The 16,117-nt window shown below is 69.1% G+C and carries 13 protein-coding genes; 4 read left to right on the top strand and 9 right to left on the bottom strand.

Annotated elements, in window-relative coordinates; all coding sequences use genetic code 11:
• Positions 1 to 91: 91 nt before the first annotated feature.
• On the bottom strand, positions 92 to 655 hold the full coding sequence (locus tag OK345_RS02705; RefSeq protein WP_265126370.1) for a DUF3228 family protein: 564 nt from the start codon (positions 653 to 655) through the stop codon (positions 92 to 94).
• Positions 656 to 920: 265 nt separating this feature from the next.
• On the opposite strand from OK345_RS02705, the gene OK345_RS02710 reads away from it, so the two are divergent.
• The gene (locus OK345_RS02710) at positions 921 to 2,261 is read left to right on the top strand and encodes an alpha-amylase family protein (RefSeq protein ID WP_265126604.1); all 1,341 of its coding nucleotides are present in this window, start codon (positions 921 to 923) and stop codon (positions 2,259 to 2,261) included.
• Between the two features lie 31 nt (positions 2,262 to 2,292).
• On the opposite strand, the gene OK345_RS02715 is transcribed toward OK345_RS02710, so the two are convergent.
• From OK345_RS02715 to OK345_RS02725, 3 genes are read right to left on the bottom strand one after another with little or no spacing between them, the layout of a single operon-like run.
• Positions 2,293 to 3,033 (bottom strand): LytR/AlgR family response regulator transcription factor, encoded by a 741-nt coding sequence (locus OK345_RS02715; protein WP_265126371.1) that lies wholly within the window; start codon positions 3,031 to 3,033, stop codon positions 2,293 to 2,295.
• Positions 3,030 to 4,097, bottom strand: coding sequence for a sensor histidine kinase (locus OK345_RS02720; RefSeq protein ID WP_425510944.1), 1,068 nt, complete (start codon positions 4,095 to 4,097; stop codon positions 3,030 to 3,032). The genes OK345_RS02715 and OK345_RS02720 overlap by 4 nt, the downstream gene beginning before the upstream one ends.
• A 16-nt stretch (positions 4,098 to 4,113) precedes the next feature.
• Entirely contained in the window at positions 4,114 to 5,049 is a 936-nt protein-coding gene (locus OK345_RS02725) for an alpha/beta fold hydrolase (RefSeq protein ID WP_265126373.1), read from the bottom strand.
• 208 nt (positions 5,050 to 5,257) lie between these two features.
• Here OK345_RS02725 and metF point away from each other — a divergent pair, with 208 nt between their 5' ends.
• Both metF and OK345_RS02735 read left to right on the top strand, forming a co-directional pair.
• Positions 5,258 to 6,088 (top strand): methylenetetrahydrofolate reductase [NAD(P)H], encoded by an 831-nt coding sequence (gene metF, locus OK345_RS02730; protein ID WP_265126374.1) that lies wholly within the window; start codon positions 5,258 to 5,260, stop codon positions 6,086 to 6,088.
• Positions 6,089 to 6,140: 52 nt separating this feature from the next.
• A complete protein-coding gene (locus OK345_RS02735) occupies positions 6,141 to 6,758 on the top strand; it encodes a hypothetical protein (RefSeq protein ID WP_265126375.1) in 618 nt (205 codons plus the stop codon).
• A gap of 500 nt (positions 6,759 to 7,258) precedes the next feature.
• Here the strand turns inward: OK345_RS02735 and OK345_RS02740 are convergent, their stop codons facing one another.
• The 3 genes from OK345_RS02740 to OK345_RS02750 form a co-directional block, all read right to left on the bottom strand.
• Positions 7,259 to 8,200: a Nudix family hydrolase gene (locus OK345_RS02740; RefSeq protein WP_265126376.1), complete on the bottom strand. Its 942-nt coding sequence runs from the start codon at positions 8,198 to 8,200 to the stop codon at positions 7,259 to 7,261.
• Between the two features lie 777 nt (positions 8,201 to 8,977).
• Complete coding sequence (gene secA / locus OK345_RS02745; protein WP_265126377.1) at positions 8,978 to 11,722, bottom strand: preprotein translocase subunit SecA; 2,745 nt, start codon at positions 11,720 to 11,722, stop codon at positions 8,978 to 8,980.
• 155 nt (positions 11,723 to 11,877) lie between these two features.
• Positions 11,878 to 12,828, bottom strand: coding sequence for a M23 family metallopeptidase (locus tag OK345_RS02750; RefSeq protein ID WP_265126378.1), 951 nt, complete (start codon positions 12,826 to 12,828; stop codon positions 11,878 to 11,880).
• Between the two features lie 12 nt (positions 12,829 to 12,840).
• Here OK345_RS02750 and OK345_RS02755 point away from each other — a divergent pair, with 12 nt between their 5' ends.
• Positions 12,841 to 13,278 carry a DciA family protein gene (locus OK345_RS02755; protein WP_265126379.1) on the top strand — a complete coding sequence of 146 codons (438 nt, stop codon included), beginning with the start codon at positions 12,841 to 12,843 and terminating at the stop codon, positions 13,276 to 13,278.
• Between the two features lie 203 nt (positions 13,279 to 13,481).
• Here the strand turns inward: OK345_RS02755 and lpxC are convergent, their stop codons facing one another.
• Both lpxC and ftsZ read right to left on the bottom strand, forming a co-directional pair.
• Positions 13,482 to 14,393 carry a UDP-3-O-acyl-N-acetylglucosamine deacetylase gene (gene lpxC / locus OK345_RS02760; RefSeq protein ID WP_265126380.1) on the bottom strand — a complete coding sequence of 304 codons (912 nt, stop codon included), beginning with the start codon at positions 14,391 to 14,393 and terminating at the stop codon, positions 13,482 to 13,484.
• A gap of 419 nt (positions 14,394 to 14,812) precedes the next feature.
• Complete coding sequence (gene ftsZ, locus OK345_RS02765) at positions 14,813 to 16,039, bottom strand: cell division protein FtsZ (RefSeq protein WP_265126381.1); 1,227 nt, start codon at positions 16,037 to 16,039, stop codon at positions 14,813 to 14,815.
• Positions 16,040 to 16,117 lie beyond the last annotated feature (78 nt).

Genomic DNA, 16,117 nt, shown 5'->3' on the forward strand with positions numbered 1-16,117 from the left:
CCATTGACCTCATGCCTGACGGTGCGCACCGTTGCGGAGGGATTTGCATGCACGCCCCGTCGCGACTGACGCCGCTCCTACAAGAGCCTTGTCAGCCGCCCGGGCGCCAGTTGGCGTTGTTCTCCCAGAATTCCACCGCGCGGCGGTAGGCATCGCGGTCCAGCGGAACGCCGGAACCGCCCTCCTCCACGCCCAGCGCGTTGCGCATCATCGTGATCGGCGCCATCGGGATTTCCTCCGGCTGCATCGTGTACAGGCAGCCGACCACGCCCCAGTCGGCGTCGATGGGCGAGCCTTCCTTCGCCAGCTGCTCGCGGCTGTAGAGGATGACCACCAGGTAGTCGGCCACCGGCGGCTCCACGCCCTCGAACCAGCGCACCAGCACCGGCAGCTCCTGCCGCGTGCGCGCCTCGTAGGCCGAGCGCAGCAGGTGGCGGTTGTCGCCGGTGATCGGCACGGTCAGGCAGCGGGTCGAGGTCCAGTTGCGGTGCACGTGCAGCTTGCAGAACGGCGCGTAGCCGTCCAGCACCTTCAGCGGCGGGTGCTCGTTGAGATGCCGCTCGAACTGTTCCGGCGTGCAGTCGCGGATGGTGTTGCCGCGCGGCTCGCGCGGGAACAGGCGGGTACGGGCGAACGGGGTCAGGAAGATGGACATGCGGCGGAGCGGAGGGAAGACCGGCGCAAGGGTAGCGTTTCCCGCGCCCGTCGCCACCCGTCGCACCGAATACGTATGCAGCGGCCCATGCTGCACCGCGATGCGTGCTTAGCATCTGCGCTCGCCGCATCCGTGCGATCCGCTTTCCCGTACGGGTCCGAAGGATGCCGGCATTCCCCGACAAGGAGGCCCCGCGATGCGCGACCATCCCGCAGTCCCCGGCACCCGCCGCCCGTTCCTCGCCGTCCTGCTGCTCGTGCTGTGCATGCCCGCCGCACGCGCGGACGTCATTCTCCATGCCTTCAACTGGCCCTATGCCACGGTCGAGGCGCACGCCGCGCAGATCGCCGCGGCGGGCTACCGCAAGGTACTGGTCGCGCCGGCCTACCGCTCGCAGGGCAGCGAATGGTGGGCGCGCTACCAGCCGCAGGACCTGCGGGTGATCGACAGCCCGCTCGGCGACACCCATGCCTTCGCCGGCATGGTGGAAGCGCTGGCCGACCACGGCGTGGAGACCTACGCCGACATCGTGCTCAACCACATGGCCAACGAGGCGGCGATGCGCCCGGGGCTGGACTATCCCGGCCCGGCCGTACTGTCGCACTACGCCGCCGACCCGGCCCGCCATGCCGGCCTGCGCCTGTTCGGCGAGCTGTCGTCCAACCTGTTCGGCGCCTTCGACTTCGGCCCGGCGCAGTGCATCGACGACTACGACGACGCGTACCAGGTGCGCCATCACCGCATCTGCGGCGGCGACGGCGATACCGGCCTGCCGGACCTGGTCGGCAACGACTGGGTGGTGGCGCAGCAGCGCGCCTACCTGCTCGCGCTCAAGCACCTGGGCGTCGCCGGATTCCGGGTGGACGCGGCCAAGCACATGACCTTCGAGCACCTCGACCGCGTGCTGGATGCCGGCATCCGCGCCGACATGCACGTCTTCGGCGAGGTCATCACCAACGGCGGCGCCGGCAGCGGCGACTACGACCGCTTCCTCGCCCCCTACCTGGCGGCGACCGACCATGCGGCCTACGACTTCCCGCTGTTCAACGCGCTGCGCAACGCCCTGTCGCCTTCCGGCAGCCTGGACGCGCTGGTCGATCCGGGCGCCTACGGTCAGGCGTTGCCCGGCGCGCGCGCGGTGACCTTCGCCGTCACCCACGACATTCCCAACAACGCCGGCTTCCGCTACGCCATCCTCGACCCGGTGGACGAGACCCTGGCCTACGCCTACCTGCTCGGGCGCGACGGCGGCGTGCCGATGGTCTATTCGGACAACGACGAAAGCGGCGACGGGCGCTGGATCGACGCCTGGCGGCGCGACGACCTCAAGCGCATGATCGGCTTCCACAACGCGATGCAGGGCCAGGACATGCAGGTGCTCTCGCACGACGCCTGCCACCTGCTGTTCCGCCGCGGCGACCGCGGCATCGTCGGCATCAACAAGTGCGGCGGCGCCATCGAGACCACGGTGGCGATGCACGGCAGCGTGCTGTGGTGGCACGCGGACTACACCGACGCGCTCGGCTCCGGCAGCGTGGTCAACATCGACAGCGGCAGCCACACCTTCCGGCTGCCGCCAAGGCAGGCGAGGATGTGGCAGCGCTGACTGCCCGCCCCGCACCGGGCGCGGGGCCGGCCTACAGCGCCAGCCGTTCGCGCAGTTCCCGTGCCTGCCGCCGCGACACTTCCACCTCGCTGCCGTCCCGCAGCCGCAGCAGGTAGCCGTCGGCGATCGACGGTTCCACCGCGCGCACCATGCGCAGGTTCACCAGCGTGTTGCGGTTGGCGCGGAAGAACAGCGCCGGGTCCAGCCGCGCCTCCAGCGCGCTGAGGCTGCGCGACAGCAGCGCGTTCTGCTCGCGGAACCACAGCCGCGCGTAGTTGCCGTCGACCACGATGCGGCTGATCTCGCCCAGCGCCACGAACCAGCAGCGTTCGCCGTCGCGCAGGAACACCTGGTCCTCGGCGCCCAGCACGCTGCGGGGCGCCGCCCCGGGTTCGGCGGTGGCGCCGGTAGCGATCCCCGCACGCGCCTTGTCCAGCGCCGCGCGCAGGCGTTCGGCCACCACCGGCTTGAGCAGGTAGTCCAGCGCGTTGGCCTCGAATGCGCGCACCGCGTACTGGTCGTAGGCGGTGGTGAAGACCACCGCCGGCACCGTCTCCAGCCCGTCGAGCACGTCGAATCCGCTGCCGGAGGGCATCTGCACGTCCAGCAGCACCACGTCCGGATGCAGCCGCGCCAGCGCCTGCCGCGCGGCCGGCACGTCGTCCGCCTCGCCCACGCACTCCACGCCCGGCAGCTCGGCCAGCAGGGTGCGCAGCTCGCTGCGCGCCAGCCGCGCGTCGTCGACGATCAGCACCCGCAGCACGCCATTCATTGCGGGATCTCCAGCCGGGCGCGCATGCCCTCGTCCACCCGTTCCAGCGCAAAACGCCCGCGCGGGATACCGGCGCCGTTGGTGCCGGCCAGCTGGCTGCGCAGGTAGGCCAGTCCGACGCCGTGCCCGGGCGCGCTGGCGACCGGGTCGGCGGGATTGCCGACCTCCACTTCGAGCACGTCGCCCACCCGGGCGATGCGGATGCCCAGTTCGCCGCCGCCGGGCGTGACCGCGATGCCATGCTTGATCGCGTTCTCCACCAGCAGCTGCAGCGCCATCGCCGGCAATTGCGCCTCCAGCGCCTCGGGATCGACCTGCCGCCGTATCCGCAACCGCTCCTCGTAGTGCACCGCTTCGATCGCGAGGTAATCGTCGACCACCCGCAGTTCCTCGGCCACGCTCACCCACTCGCCGCGGTTGTGCTCCAGCGCATGCCGCAGGGTGTTCGACAGCCGCGTCACCATCTCGCGGGCACGCGCCGGATCCTCGTTGATCAGCGCGCGCAGGTTGTTCAATGCGTTGAACACGAAATGCGGATTGAGCCGCGCGCGCAATGCCTCGTGTTCCAGCGCCAGCCGTTGCGACTCGGCGCGCAGCCGCGCCAGTTCGCTGTCGCGGGCACGGCGCAGGGCGCGCCATCCCACCCATGCCGCGACCCACAGGGTGAGCACGATGGCGGTGTTGAACCAGTAGCCCAGTGCGGCGGCCGGGCGGTAGTCGGCGCGGTTGCCCGGCAGTTCCACCCAGCCCAGTTGCAATGCCGGCACCAGCACCAGCGCGATCATCGCCTGGATGGCGGTGGCGCCGATCGCGATGCCCGCCGCCAACCGCAACGCCAGCGCCAGGCCGTCGCGCTGCAGCCAGCCGCGCCGCAGCGCGACGGCCCGGATCAGGCCGCTGGCCAGGTACAACCCCGCGCCCAGCGCCACGGTGATCAGCACCATGCCGGAATACCAGCCGGCAAAGGTGCCGCCCAGGAACAGGTTGAGGGCGACGTACGGCAGCCACGCCAGCGTGTTGAACCACCAGAACCTGTCGCTTGCCACGTCGCCCCCTTGCTGCATCTGGCTGCCGGCCGGCTCAGCCGTCGCTGTTGTCCGTGGCCGGCAGGTCGAGGAAACCGCGCAGCTGCGCCTGCAGCCACTGCGGGTCGTCCCACATCAGGAAATGGTAGCCGGCTTCGCTCATCTCGATGCGCACGCCGTCGAGCCCGGCGTACTGGCTGGCGAAGATGCCGCGGGTGGACTCCATCGTCGCCCCGAACGGCCGGTAGGCGGCCCAGGCACCGAGCACCAGCGTCGGCGACTTCACCGCCGCGAGTTCGCCGCGCAGGTCGGTGACCATCATGTCGTACATGGCGTTGGCGGTGGCGGCACGGTCGCTGGCGACGCCCCAGTCCATGAGCGTCTCGATCCGTGCCGGATCGTGCGCCATCCCGCGCACCGCGGCATGGGTCTGCGTGCGATAGCTTTCCTCGTCGCGTGCCAGCATGCCGGCGCGCATCTGCTCGGCCATCGGCTGCAGCGTTTGCGGCGTGGCGGACGGGTCCTGCACCGCGCCGAAGTAGGGCAGCGAATCCACGATCACCAGCCGGCCCACCGCCTGCGGCCGCGCGATCGCCATCTGCAGCGCGAGCACGCCGCCCAGGCTGTGGCCGACGACGGCGGGCCGTTCGAGCTTGTTCGCGGCGATGTAGTCCAGCAGCCGGTCGCGCATCGGCACAAGGAAGGCGTCGCCCGCGACCGCCGGCACCCCGGCGAAGCCCGGCAGGTTCACCAGGTGGCACTGCACCTGTGGCTGCAGCGCCTGGCAGGTCTCGCGCCAGGCATCGGCGCCGCTGTTGAGTCCGGGAATCATCAGCAGCGGCTGGCCGGTGCCGACCACCTCCACCTGCATGCCCTGGAAATCGACGGACGGGGCCGCCCGCGACGATGCCGGGGCGATCACGGCCGCGACCAGCAGCGCCAGCATCACGGCGGGGGAGAGTTTCTTCGGGCACTGGATGATGCGCTTCATTTTCCGGCTCCTGGCGGATGGGTGATGGCCAAAGCTTGCCCGCGGCCATGCCGGAGCGGCGCAGAACATGACGGACGGACGCCACGGCCCGCGAACGGCGGCGACGGTGGCTGGACGGCGGAGCCCGGCTGCGCCCATCAAATGTTGCACATCCATCTTGATGAAGAGATATTATTGACCCGCTCATCCCGTCCCGCCGGCACCGCCCATGACCGCCCTCAGCTTCGAGTTCTACCCGCCCAAGACCGACGACCAGCGCGCGCAGCTGGACCGCACGGCCGCCAAGCTCAAGGCGCATGCGCCGGAATACGTGTCGTGCACCTTCGGCGCCGGCGGCTCCACCCTCAGCTACACCTCCGAGACGGTGCGCCACCTCAACCAACACCACGGCTTCGAGGCCGCGCCGCACCTGTCCTGCGTCGGCGGCAGCCGCGAGGAGATCCGCGAACTGCTCAAGCTCTACCGCGCCATCGGGGTCAAGCGCATCGTCGCCCTGCGCGGCGACCTGCCCTCGGGCATGGGCTTCCCCGGCGACATGCGCTACGCATCGGAACTGATCGCGTTCATCCGCGCCGAACACGGCGACGCGTTCCGCATCGAGGTCGGCGCCTATCCCGAGACCCACCCGCAAGCGGGAGATGCGCTGGTCGACCTGAAGCATTTCAAGGCCAAGATCGACGCCGGCGCGGATGCCGCCATCACCCAGTACTTCTACAACGCCGACGCCTATTTCCACTTCGTCGACGCGGTGCGCAAACTCGGGGTGGAAGTGCCGATCATTCCCGGGATCATGCCGATCTCCAACTTCAGCCAGCTGCGGCGGTTCTCCGAGCAGTGCGGCGCGGAAATCCCGCGCTGGATCGGCAAGCGCATGCAGGCCTTCGGCGACGATGCCGAATCGGTGCGCGCGTTCGGCGCCGACGTGGTCGCTTCGCTGTGCGAGCGCCTGATCGCCGGCGGCGCGCCGGCGCTGCATTTCTACACGCTCAACCTGGCCAGGCCGACCAACGCCGTGCTGCAGCGGCTGGGCAAGCGCTGAGCGACACCATCCCGCGCTTCCGGCAACCGGTCGCTGCCGTTACCCTTGCGCGATGCGAACCCTCCCGCTGCTGTCGTTGCTGTGCGCCGGCCTGCTGTCGTCCCCGCCTGCGTCCGCGCAGCCCGTCGTCAACCGCTGCACCAACGCGCAGGGCGACACCGTCTTCAGTGACCGTCGCTGCGAGGACCTGGGCGCCACCGCACGGTTGCCGGCAACGCAGCCGGCCGGCAGCACCGGCCTGTATCGCGACGGCTGCACACGGCGCCTGAGCGAGCTGACCTGGCAGATCCGCGCGGCCATCGAAGCGCGCGACGTCAACCAGTTGTCGGGCATCTACCTGTGGAATGGCGTGTCCAATGCCGCGGCCGGGCGCATCCTCGACCGCCTGGAAGCCATCGTGCAGCGGCCGCTGGTCGACATCGCGCCGGTGTATCCGGAGCCGGTCGCCGAACCGGCGCTGCCGGAAACCGCCCCGCCCTCCCACGGCGACGGCCTCGCCGGCACCGAAGCGCAGCCACTGCCGCTGCCCCCGCCCGCGGCCGCTCCTTCGCCGGCGCAACGCCGTCCCATCGGACTGCGCCTGGAGCAGACCCTGGCCAACGGCAGCACGCCGTCGCGCACGGTGCTGGGCCTGCGCCGGCAGTACAACTGCTTCTGGATCAGCCTCTAAGCATTCCCGCAGCGGGTGCCGGCATCCGCCATCTTTCCCGCGGGACGCTCTCAGCAGCCGAAGGGCTTTTCAACGGCCGAAGTGCCTTTCAACAGCCGACGGGCTGGTCATGGCCGGCCAGGCGGGAAACGCTTTTGCCGGTCGCGTGGCCGCCCACCCGGCAACTTCCGGCTGGATCACGGTCCAGTTTCCCCGATCGGGTTTTCTGCGGCTCCTGTCGCGACTGACGTCGTTCCTACGGCTTTCCGCCGTTGTAGGAGCGACGTCAGTCGCGAGCTTTCCGCCCCCCCCCGGAAATGTGCCCCTGCCAGCCCCGATGAACGATCGGCGGATGTCCACCCGGGAAGCCGGCGTCGATGGATTTCAGCCGCCTGACGCCAATGCACGCCACCTGGCCGAAGAGCAGGGCCGCCTATCACGTTGACGGGATAGAAGATCACGCCGGTACGGAAGAAAAGACATTCGCCTGCATCCGATTCGAAGCTGCTCCAGCCGGCGGCTCAGGCCGGCCACAGCCCGCGGATCGCGGCGATGCCCTGCGCGCCATGGCCGCGCGCCTCGGCGATGTGTTCCGGCGCCAGTCCGCCGATGGCGTACAGCGGCAGCGACACCTGCTCGCGCAGGCGCTCGAATGCTTCCCAGCCCATCGGCGTCGCGTCGGGATGGCTGGCCGTGGCCCGCACCGGCCCCAGCACCGCGAAGTCGCAACCCAGCCGCTGCGCCGCCTGCAGCTGCGCCAGGTCGTGGCAGGACGCGGCCACCGGCACGCTGGCCGGCAACGGGCGCTTCTCCAGCCGCGCCAGCTGCTCGCCGCCCAGGTGCACGCCGGTCCCGAGTTCGCGCGCCAGCGCCACGTCGCGGTTGACCAGCAGCTGCGCACGGCGGCCGTACTCCTCCACCGCCGCGCGCGCCAGCGCCACGCGGCCGGGGGCAGCCGGGGTACGCAGTTGCGCGCGGACGATGCCGCCATCCAGCGCACGGCCCAGGCCGTCCAGCCATGCCTGCGCGTCGCCGGCCGGTTCGGGCGTCACCAGGTAGCGGTCGGCCTGGCGCAGCATCGCCACCACCGGCAGGTCGGCCGGCGGCATCGAATAGCGCGCCAGCTTCTCCGGCGCCACCCAGGTGATGGCCTGGCCCTCGCGCCCGCGCGCGGTGCCGGACCAGCCCCTGACCCGCCGCACCTCCAGCCGCAGGCGCTTGTCCGGATAGACCTGCGGCACCTCCATCAGCAACTCGCCGACCTCGGCCTCGATCCCCAATTCCTCGCGCAGCTCGCGTACCAGCGCCTGCTCGGAGGTCTCGCCCGGCTCGCGCTTGCCGCCGGGGAACTCCCACAGGCCGACCATGTCGCGGTCGCCGCTGCGGCGGTTGAGCAGCACGCGGCCGCGGGCGTCGGTGATGACACCGGCGACGACATGGATGGATCTCAAGGGTTCAGGCATGCCCCGACTTTGCCGTGCCGGACGGGCGTCGGGCAATAGCCGGCGGCTTTTTCCCGGTGTTCGATCGGTAACCGGACATCTGTTGGCACTGTGGCCAAGTCCCTGGGTGACCAGCCTGTCGGCTGTTGTGAAGCGCTTCCCGTCTGCGCGGGGACGACGGTCGTGAGATCACCCCGACGAACGGAAAATAGATCTGGAGCCAAGCCCCCTTGGCAAGGGGGCGCGGCGACAGCCGCGGGGATCGGGAGCATCGAGTCGGGGCCCGAACTTCGCTTGGCGAAGTTTGGGGCGCAGCGGACGAAGTCCGTTGCGTACGCCCCTTGGCAAGGGGGCGCGGCGACAGCCGCGGGGATCGGAAGCATCGAGTCGGGGCCCGAACTTCGCCTGGCGAAGTTTGGGGCGCAGCGGACGAAGTCCGTTGCGTAACGCCCCTTGGTAAGGGGGCGCGGCGATAGCCGCGGGGATCGGGAGCATCGAGTCGGGGCCCGAACTTCGCCTGGCGAAGTTTGGGGCGCAGCGGACGAAGTCCGTTGCGTACGCCCCCTTGGCAAGGGGGCGCGGCGACAGCCGCGGGGATCGGGAGCATCGAGTCGGGGCCCGAACTTCGCCTGGCGAAGTTTGGGGCGCAGCGGACGAAGTCCGTTGCGTACGCCCCCTTGGCAAGGGGGCGCGGCGAAGGCGCGGGGATCGGATGAAACACCGTGGGGGCCCCAAGTCCGCCATGCGGACTTGGGGTGTGCAGCCCGCAAAGCGGGCTGCACCACGGTCAACTCGACCTCAGTTGAGCTGACCGTGGCAGTGCTTGTACTTCTTGCCGCTACCGCACGGGCACGGGTCGTTGCGACCGACCTTGGGTTCGTCGCGGGTGACCTGGCTCACGCCGCCGGCCTGCCGCGCGCGCGCGGCCTCGACCTGCTCGGCTTCCTCGTCGGCGCCGTAGCCGCCGGCATCCTGGTGCTGGAACTGCGACATCCGCAGCCGCGCCTCGGCCTGCTGGCGTTCGGCCGCCTCCAGCGCCGCCACTTCCTCCTCGCTGCGGATGCGCACGCGCGAAAGCAGGGTCACCACCTCGCGCTTGACGTTCTCCAGCATCTCCGAGAACAGCTCGAAGGCTTCCTTCTTGTATTCCTGCTTGGGCTGCTTCTGCGCATAGCCGCGCAGGTAGATGCCCTGGCGCAGGTAGTCCATGCGCGCCAGGTGCTCCTTCCAGCTCTGGTCCAGCACGGTCAGCATCACGTGCTTCTCCAGCGCGCGCATGGTTTCCTCGCCGACGCCGGCCTCCTTCTGCGCGAAGTGCTCGTCGACCTTGGCCTGCACCTTCTCGGCGATGCCCTCGGCGTCCAGTTCCTCGTGCGACTTGACCAGCTCGGTCAGCGACATCTCGATGCCGAACTCCGAGGACAGCGTGGCCTCAAGGCCCGCCAGGTCCCACTGGTCGTCGATCGAGTTCGGCGGCACGAAGCGGGCGACCACGTCGTAGATGACGTCGCCGCGGATGCCGTCCACGTTCTCCTTGACCGACTCGGCGTCCAGCAGCTCGTCGCGCTGGGCGTAGATCACCTTGCGCTGGTCGTTGTTGACGTCGTCGAAGTCCAGCAGGTTCTTGCGGATGTCGAAGTTGTGCGCCTCGACCTTGCGCTGCGCCTTCTCGATCTGGCGGCTGACCAGGCGGTCCTCGATGACGTCGTCCTCCTTCATGCCCATCATCCGCATCGCCTTCTGCACCCAGTCCGAGGCGAAGATGCGCATCAGGTTGTCTTCCAGCGACAGGTAGAAACGGGACGAGCCCGGGTCGCCCTGGCGGCCGGAACGGCCGCGCAGCTGGTTGTCGATGCGGCGGCTTTCGTGACGTTCGGTGCCGATGATGTGCAGGCCGCCGGCGGCCTTCACCGCCTCATGGCGGCGCTGCCACTCGGCCTTGGCCCTGAAGCGGTCGTCCTCGCTGACGTCCTCGCCCAGCGCCGCCAGCTCGGCCTCCAGCGAGCCGCCCAGCACGATGTCGGTGCCGCGGCCGGCCATGTTGGTGGCGATGGTCACCGCGCCGGGCTGGCCGGCGTTGGCGACGATGGTGGCTTCGCGGTCGTGCTGCTTGGCGTTGAGCACCTCGTGGTGCACGCCGGCCTTGCGCAGGTGCTCGGACAGCATCTCCGAGGTTTCGATCGAGGTGGTGCCGACCAGCACCGGCTGGCCGCGCTTGTTGCAGTCCTGGATATCGGCCAGCACCGCGTTGAACTTGCCCTGGCGGTTGAGGAACACCTGGTCCGGCGAATCCTTGCGGATGGTCGGGCGGTTGGTCGGGATCACCACCACTTCCAGGCCGTAGATGCTCTGGAACTCGAACGCTTCGGTGTCGGCCGTACCGGTCATGCCGGACAGCTTCTTGTACATGCGGAACAGGTTCTGGAAGGTGATGCTGGCCAGCGTCTGGTTCTCGCGCTGCACCGGCACCCCTTCCTTGGCCTCGACCGCCTGGTGCAGCCCGTCGGACCAGCGGCGCCCGGCCAGGGTGCGGCCGGTGAACTCGTCGACGATCACCACTTCGCCGTCGCGCACGATGTAGTCCACGTCGCGCTGGTAGATCGCGTGCGCGCGCAGCGCGGCGTTGAGGTGGTGGACCACGGTCAGGTTCTGCGCGGCGTACAGGCCGTCGTTGTCCTCGCCGAGGATGCCGGCCTTGCGCAGCAGTTCCTCGGCATGCTCCATGCCGGCCTCGGACAGGTGGACCTGCTTGCCCTTCTCGTCGACCCAGAAGTCGCCCTCGCCGTCTTCCGTTTCCTGCTTCACCAGCTGCGGCACGACGCGGTTGACGCGGATGTACAGCTCCGGCGAATCGTCGGCCGGGCCGGAAATGATCAGCGGCGTGCGCGCCTCGTCGATCAGGATCGAGTCGACCTCGTCGACGATCGCGTAGTGCAGGCCGCGCTGGTAGCGGTCGGCCTTGGACAGCGCCATGTTGTCGCGCAGGTAGTCGAAGCCGAATTCGTTGTTGGTGCCGTAGGTGATGTCGGCGGCGTAGGCCTCGCGCTTGTCGCCATGCGGCATGCCCGGGTACACCACGCCCACGCTCAGGCCCAGCCAGTTGTACAGCTTGCCCATCTGCGCGGCGTCGCGGCGGGCCAGGTAGTCGTTCACGGTGACCACGTGCACGCCCTTGCCTTCCAGCGCGTTGAGGTACACCGGCAGGGTCGCCACCAGGGTCTTGCCTTCGCCGGTGCGCATCTCGGCGATCTTGCCCAGGTGCAGCACCATGCCGCCGATCAGCTGCACGTCGTAGTGGCGCATGCCCAGTACCCGGCGGCTGGCCTCGCGGCAGACCGCGAACGCTTCGGGCAGCACCTTGTCCAGGGATTCGCCGTCGGCCACGCGCTTGCGGAACTCCGGCGTCTTGGCCTTGAGCTCGTCGTCGGAAAGCTTTTCGGTTTCCGGCTCCAAGGCGTTGATCTTGGCGACGATGCGGTTGAGCTGGCGCAGCTGGCGGTCGTTGCTACTGCCGAAGACGCGGGTAAGCAGGCTGTTGATCATTGAAGGAACCGGTTGGAATGAAATGCCGCGCGGCCAGGGCTTCCCGCAGGAACGCGCAAGGCCGCAAATGAAACAGGGCGCAATGCGCCCTGTCGATGGCAACGCCCATTGTAGCTTGGGGCGGGCGGATGGCGATTCAAGCGCCCGCGATCGGATCAACCGCGGCCGACGCGACCGACCGGCGTATTGCCGCCGTCGCCCAGGAACTTGCGCGGATTCACCACCTGGCCGTTCTCCCACACCTCGAAATGGACGTGGGCGCCGGTGGAGCGGCCGGTGGAGCCGGCCTTGGCCACTTCCTGCCCGGCGCGGACCAGGTCGCCCACCTTCACCGTCAATCGCGAATTGTGCGCATACAGGGTCACGTAGCCGTTGCCGTGGTCCACTTCCACCACGTTGCCGTAGCCGCCCTTCACCCCGGAGTAGCGGACCACGCCGTCGGCCACCGCCATCACCGGGTCGCCGACGCGCGCATGGAAGTCCATGCCCTTGTGGCTGGCGCGGCCGCGGCCGAACGGGTCGGCGCGGGTGCCGAAGCTGGAGGTGACGTAGCTGTTGCGGATCGGCATCCGCGAGGGCACCGCGTTCTGCTCCAGCTGGTGGTCGAACAGCAGCGACTCCAGCACCGACAGCTGCCGCCCGGAAGCCAGGAAGCGCTGCTCCAGCACCTGTAAGTCGCTGTTGACCGCACTGACCGGGATGTCCTGCACCGGGCCACTGCTGCCTTCACCCATGCCGGGCGTTTCGTTGAAATCGAATTCGCCGTCTTCCAGCTGGCCCATCTGGGTCAGCCGCTCGCCAAGCGCGTTCAGGCGCGTGGCCTGGGCCTGCAGTTCGCCCAGCCGCGCGGCCAGCGCATTGACCTCGGTCTGCGCCTGCTGCCGGACCTGCTGCAGTTCCTGTTCCTGTTTCTCGACCTTGGCCTGCAGGGCGGAATCGCCCACCATGCCGACCCCGGCGCTGGCACCGATGCCGAGCAGGCAACCCAGCCCCAGCATCCCCCCGAGCAGCGCGCGCGGGCGATCCTCGAAGTACACGCGCAAACGCGCCACTGGCGTTTTTGCCTGCCCTTCACGGGTTTTGATTACGATCTTTCTCAATGCCATCGAAGAATTCTTATGTCTGAGCCGAAATCCAGTGTTCGTCCGCCCTCCTCGCCCAAGCAGGCGCTGGAGGCCGTCATGGCGGACAAGGCTGGCAACCCTTTGCGTCGGGCCCTGTGGCTCGATGCGCTGGACCGGCAATTGCGCCCCCATTTGCCGCCTTCGCTGGCGAGCCGTTGCCGGCTGGCCAATGTGGACGGCGAACACCTCGTTTTTCTCGTCGAATCACCGGTCTGGCACGCCAAATTGCGGCTTGCCGAAACCCAGTTGCTCGACGCGGCCCGTTCCATCGGGCTGACGGTCACCCGGGTGACCATCAAGACTGCGACTGCGCCACTGCACTCCCCAGTGCAGACCGACCAGCGCAGGTCCCACGCAGTATCGGCAGCCACGCACAAAGGCCTGCGTGATGCCTTGGCATGCCTGCAGGACGAGGAATCCACCGGGTCCTGAAGCCACCAGGACCGCTGCCGGTCCCGATTCCGCAAGGTCGCGCAAACGCGAACCGGGCGGAAGTCCGGCCAGAATCCTAGCCGCGACCGCCGCCGCAATAGTTAGCATTTTGTTAAATTAAAGTTAAATTCAGGAACCGTCCCGGGCGGGTTCACAGTTCCGTGACGTGCGCCCGCCGATTCGGCAGGCGTCGGGGGCCGCCCTCAGGCGTAGGCCGGCATCCCGTAGACCACCGGGTCCGAGGCGGTGGCCGAGTCGTAGCTGACCCATTCCCAGGCCGACTGGTCGGCCAGCAGCGCGCGCACCAGCTTGTTGTTCAACGCGTGGCCGGACTTGAAGCCCTCGTAGGCGCCGAGCACCTGGCCGCCGGCCAGGTAGAGGTCGCCGATGGCGTCGAGGATCTTGTGGCGCACGAACTCGTCGGCGTAGCGCAGGCCGTCGTCGTTGAGCACGCGGAACTCGTCGAGCACGATGGCGTTGTCCATCGAGCCGCCGAGGCCGAGGTTGCGCTCGCGCATGTATTCCAGGTCGCGCATGAAACCGAAGGTGCGCGCGCGGGAGATTTCCTTGGTGTAGGCCAGGGTCGAGAACTCGATTTCCTGGCGCGACTGCTTGGCCGGGATCATCGGGTGGTCGAACTGGATGGTGAAGCCCAGCCGATAGCCCTCGTAGGGGGTGAAGCGGGCCACCTTGTCGCCCTCGGTGACCTCGACGGTCTTGAGGATGCGGATGAAACGCTTGGGCGCGTCCTGCTCGACGATGCCCGCCGACTGCAGCAGGAACACGAACGGACCGGCCGAACCGTCCATGATCGGCAGCTCGGCCGAGGACAGTTCGACGATGACGTTGTCCACGCCCAGCCCGGCCAGCGCCGACATCAGGTGCTCCACCGTCTGGATCTTGGCGTTGTTGCAGGTCAGGCCGGTGCACAGGGTCACCTCGGTGACCAGTTCGGCCTTGGCCGGCACTTCCACCACCGGATCCAGGTCGACGCGACGGAACACGATGCCGTGGTCGGCCGGCGCCGGGCGCAGGGTCATGTAGACCTTGTCGCCACTGTGCAGGCCGACGCCGGTGGCGCGGATCGTGTTCTTGAGGGTGCGTTGCTGGATCATGGGCGTGGGATCGGGATGGGCCGCGCAGGCGCAGCCGTGGACAAACAAGAATAACACGCAGTTGCGACGGCCCTGCCGCCGCCCCGCGGCGGCGGATGGCTGCAACGGCCGTGGCGACCGCCGGAACGGAAAGACTGCCGGGCCCGTCCTGGCCCGGCAGCAAGGGACATGGTGTTGCCCGCCGGGGAGGACAAGCCCCCGGCGTTTCCACTTGCCCGGCGCGACGGCTCCCTGCCCGCGGGCGGCCGGGCAAGGCCGCCTGCAGACCGGATGGCCGCGCCCGGGCCGGTATCAACCGGCCTGGCGACGCAAGTCGGACCGCCGCACCTGCGAAACACTGCTTCGCGCGGCGGCGGGCACCCGGCCCTGGAAGCCCGGGACGGGCATTCCACAGGCGCCAGGCGTCGCCGTGGCCGGCATCAGTCGGCCTGGCGACGCAGGAACGCAGGAATATCCAGGTAGTCGCTCGGCAATTCGGCCGCCGCCGGCGCCGAGGGACCAGCCGCCGCGGACGCGGTGTCGGCGCTGGGACGACGCAGGCCCATGCCCATGGTGTTGCCCACGGCCTTGGACACGGCATCGGCGCCGTTGTCGTAGTCGCCGAACTCCGGCTGGCCGGTGGTGGCATTGCGCACCAGCTTGATCGGAGCGCGCTCGCCCGGACGCTGGGCCTTGCCGGCCACGGCGCGGTTCAGGCCGGTGGCGACCACGGTCACCCGCACCTCGTCCTGCATGTCCGGGTCGAGCACGGTACCGACCACCACGGTGGCGTCCTCGGAGGCGAAGCCGTCGATGGTGCGGCCGATCTCGTCGAACTCGGCCATGGTGAAGTCGGCGCCGGCGGTGATGTTGACCAGGATGCCGTTGGCGCCGGCCAGGTTGACGTCGTCCAGCAGCGGGTTCTGGATCGCCGCTTCGGCCGCGGCCTGGGCGCGGTCGTCGCCGCGGGCGGTGCCGGTGCCCATCATCGCCAGGCCCATTTCCGACATCACGGTGCGCACGTCGGCGAAGTCGACGTTGATCAGGCCCGGGCGCACGATCAGGTCGGCGATGCCCTGCACCGCACCCTGCAGCACGTCGTTGGCGGCGCGGAACGCCTGCACCATGGTGGCGTTGCGGCCGAGCACGGTGATCAGCTTCTCGTTGGGGATGGTGATCAGCGAGTCGACGTGCTGGCTCAGTTCCTCGATGCCCTTGAGCGCCACCTGCATGCGGCGGCGGCCCTCGAACGGGAACGGCTTGGTGACCACGGCCACGGTCAGGATGCCCATTTCCTTGGCCAGCTGCGCCACCACCGGCGCCGCGCCGGTGCCGGTGCCGCCGCCCATGCCGGCGGTGATGAACACCATGTCCGCGCCCTGCAGCGCGTCCATGATGCGCTCGCGGTCCTCCAGCGCGGCCTGGCGGCCGACTTCCGGATTGGCGCCCGCGCCCAGGCCCTTGGTGACGTTGGTGCCGAGCTGCAGCTGCAGCTTGGCGCCGCAATTCTTGATGGCCTGCGAATCGGTGTTGGCGGTGATGAATTCCACGCCGTCCACGCTGGTGTTGACCATGTGCGCCACGGCATTGCCGCCGCCGCCGCCCACGCCCACCACCTTGATCACCGCATTGGGTGCCATCTTTTCGATCAGTTCAAAATGCGCCATGTCCATGTCCTCTCTATTGCCGTGATTGATCCGGGCATTCGGGAAGATCCCTCCTCCGTCCTGTCCCGCCCGCACCGG

This window comes from Xanthomonas chitinilytica, assembly GCF_026107455.2.
Taxonomy (GTDB): domain Bacteria; phylum Pseudomonadota; class Gammaproteobacteria; order Xanthomonadales; family Xanthomonadaceae; genus Stenotrophomonas; species Stenotrophomonas chitinilytica.

What these genes read in the sequence shown, in the direction of transcription:
- OK345_RS02735 (WP_265126375.1), top strand. Translation starts at nt 6,141, where the DNA reads ATGCGAACCCTCCCGCTGCTGTCGTTGCTGTGCGCCGGCCTGCTGTCG.
- OK345_RS02740 (WP_265126376.1), bottom strand. Translation starts at nt 8,200, where the DNA reads ATGCCTGAACCCTTGAGATCCATCCATGTCGTCGCCGGTGTCATCACC.
- OK345_RS02755 (WP_265126379.1), top strand. Translation starts at nt 12,841, where the DNA reads ATGTCTGAGCCGAAATCCAGTGTTCGTCCGCCCTCCTCGCCCAAGCAG.
- OK345_RS02725 (WP_265126373.1), bottom strand. Translation starts at nt 5,049, where the DNA reads ATGAAGCGCATCATCCAGTGCCCGAAGAAACTCTCCCCCGCCGTGATG.
- metF (WP_265126374.1), top strand. Translation starts at nt 5,258, where the DNA reads ATGACCGCCCTCAGCTTCGAGTTCTACCCGCCCAAGACCGACGACCAG.
- OK345_RS02705 (WP_265126370.1), bottom strand. Translation starts at nt 655, where the DNA reads ATGTCCATCTTCCTGACCCCGTTCGCCCGTACCCGCCTGTTCCCGCGC.
- secA (WP_265126377.1), bottom strand. Translation starts at nt 11,722, where the DNA reads ATGATCAACAGCCTGCTTACCCGCGTCTTCGGCAGTAGCAACGACCGC.
- OK345_RS02715 (WP_265126371.1), bottom strand. Translation starts at nt 3,033, where the DNA reads ATGAATGGCGTGCTGCGGGTGCTGATCGTCGACGACGCGCGGCTGGCG.
- lpxC (WP_265126380.1), bottom strand. Translation starts at nt 14,393, where the DNA reads ATGATCCAGCAACGCACCCTCAAGAACACGATCCGCGCCACCGGCGTC.
- OK345_RS02720 (WP_425510944.1), bottom strand. Translation starts at nt 4,097, where the DNA reads ATGCAGCAAGGGGGCGACGTGGCAAGCGACAGGTTCTGGTGGTTCAAC.
- OK345_RS02710 (WP_265126604.1), top strand. Translation starts at nt 921, where the DNA reads ATGCCCGCCGCACGCGCGGACGTCATTCTCCATGCCTTCAACTGGCCC.
- ftsZ (WP_265126381.1), bottom strand. Translation starts at nt 16,039, where the DNA reads ATGGCGCATTTTGAACTGATCGAAAAGATGGCACCCAATGCGGTGATC.
- OK345_RS02750 (WP_265126378.1), bottom strand. Translation starts at nt 12,828, where the DNA reads ATGGCATTGAGAAAGATCGTAATCAAAACCCGTGAAGGGCAGGCAAAA.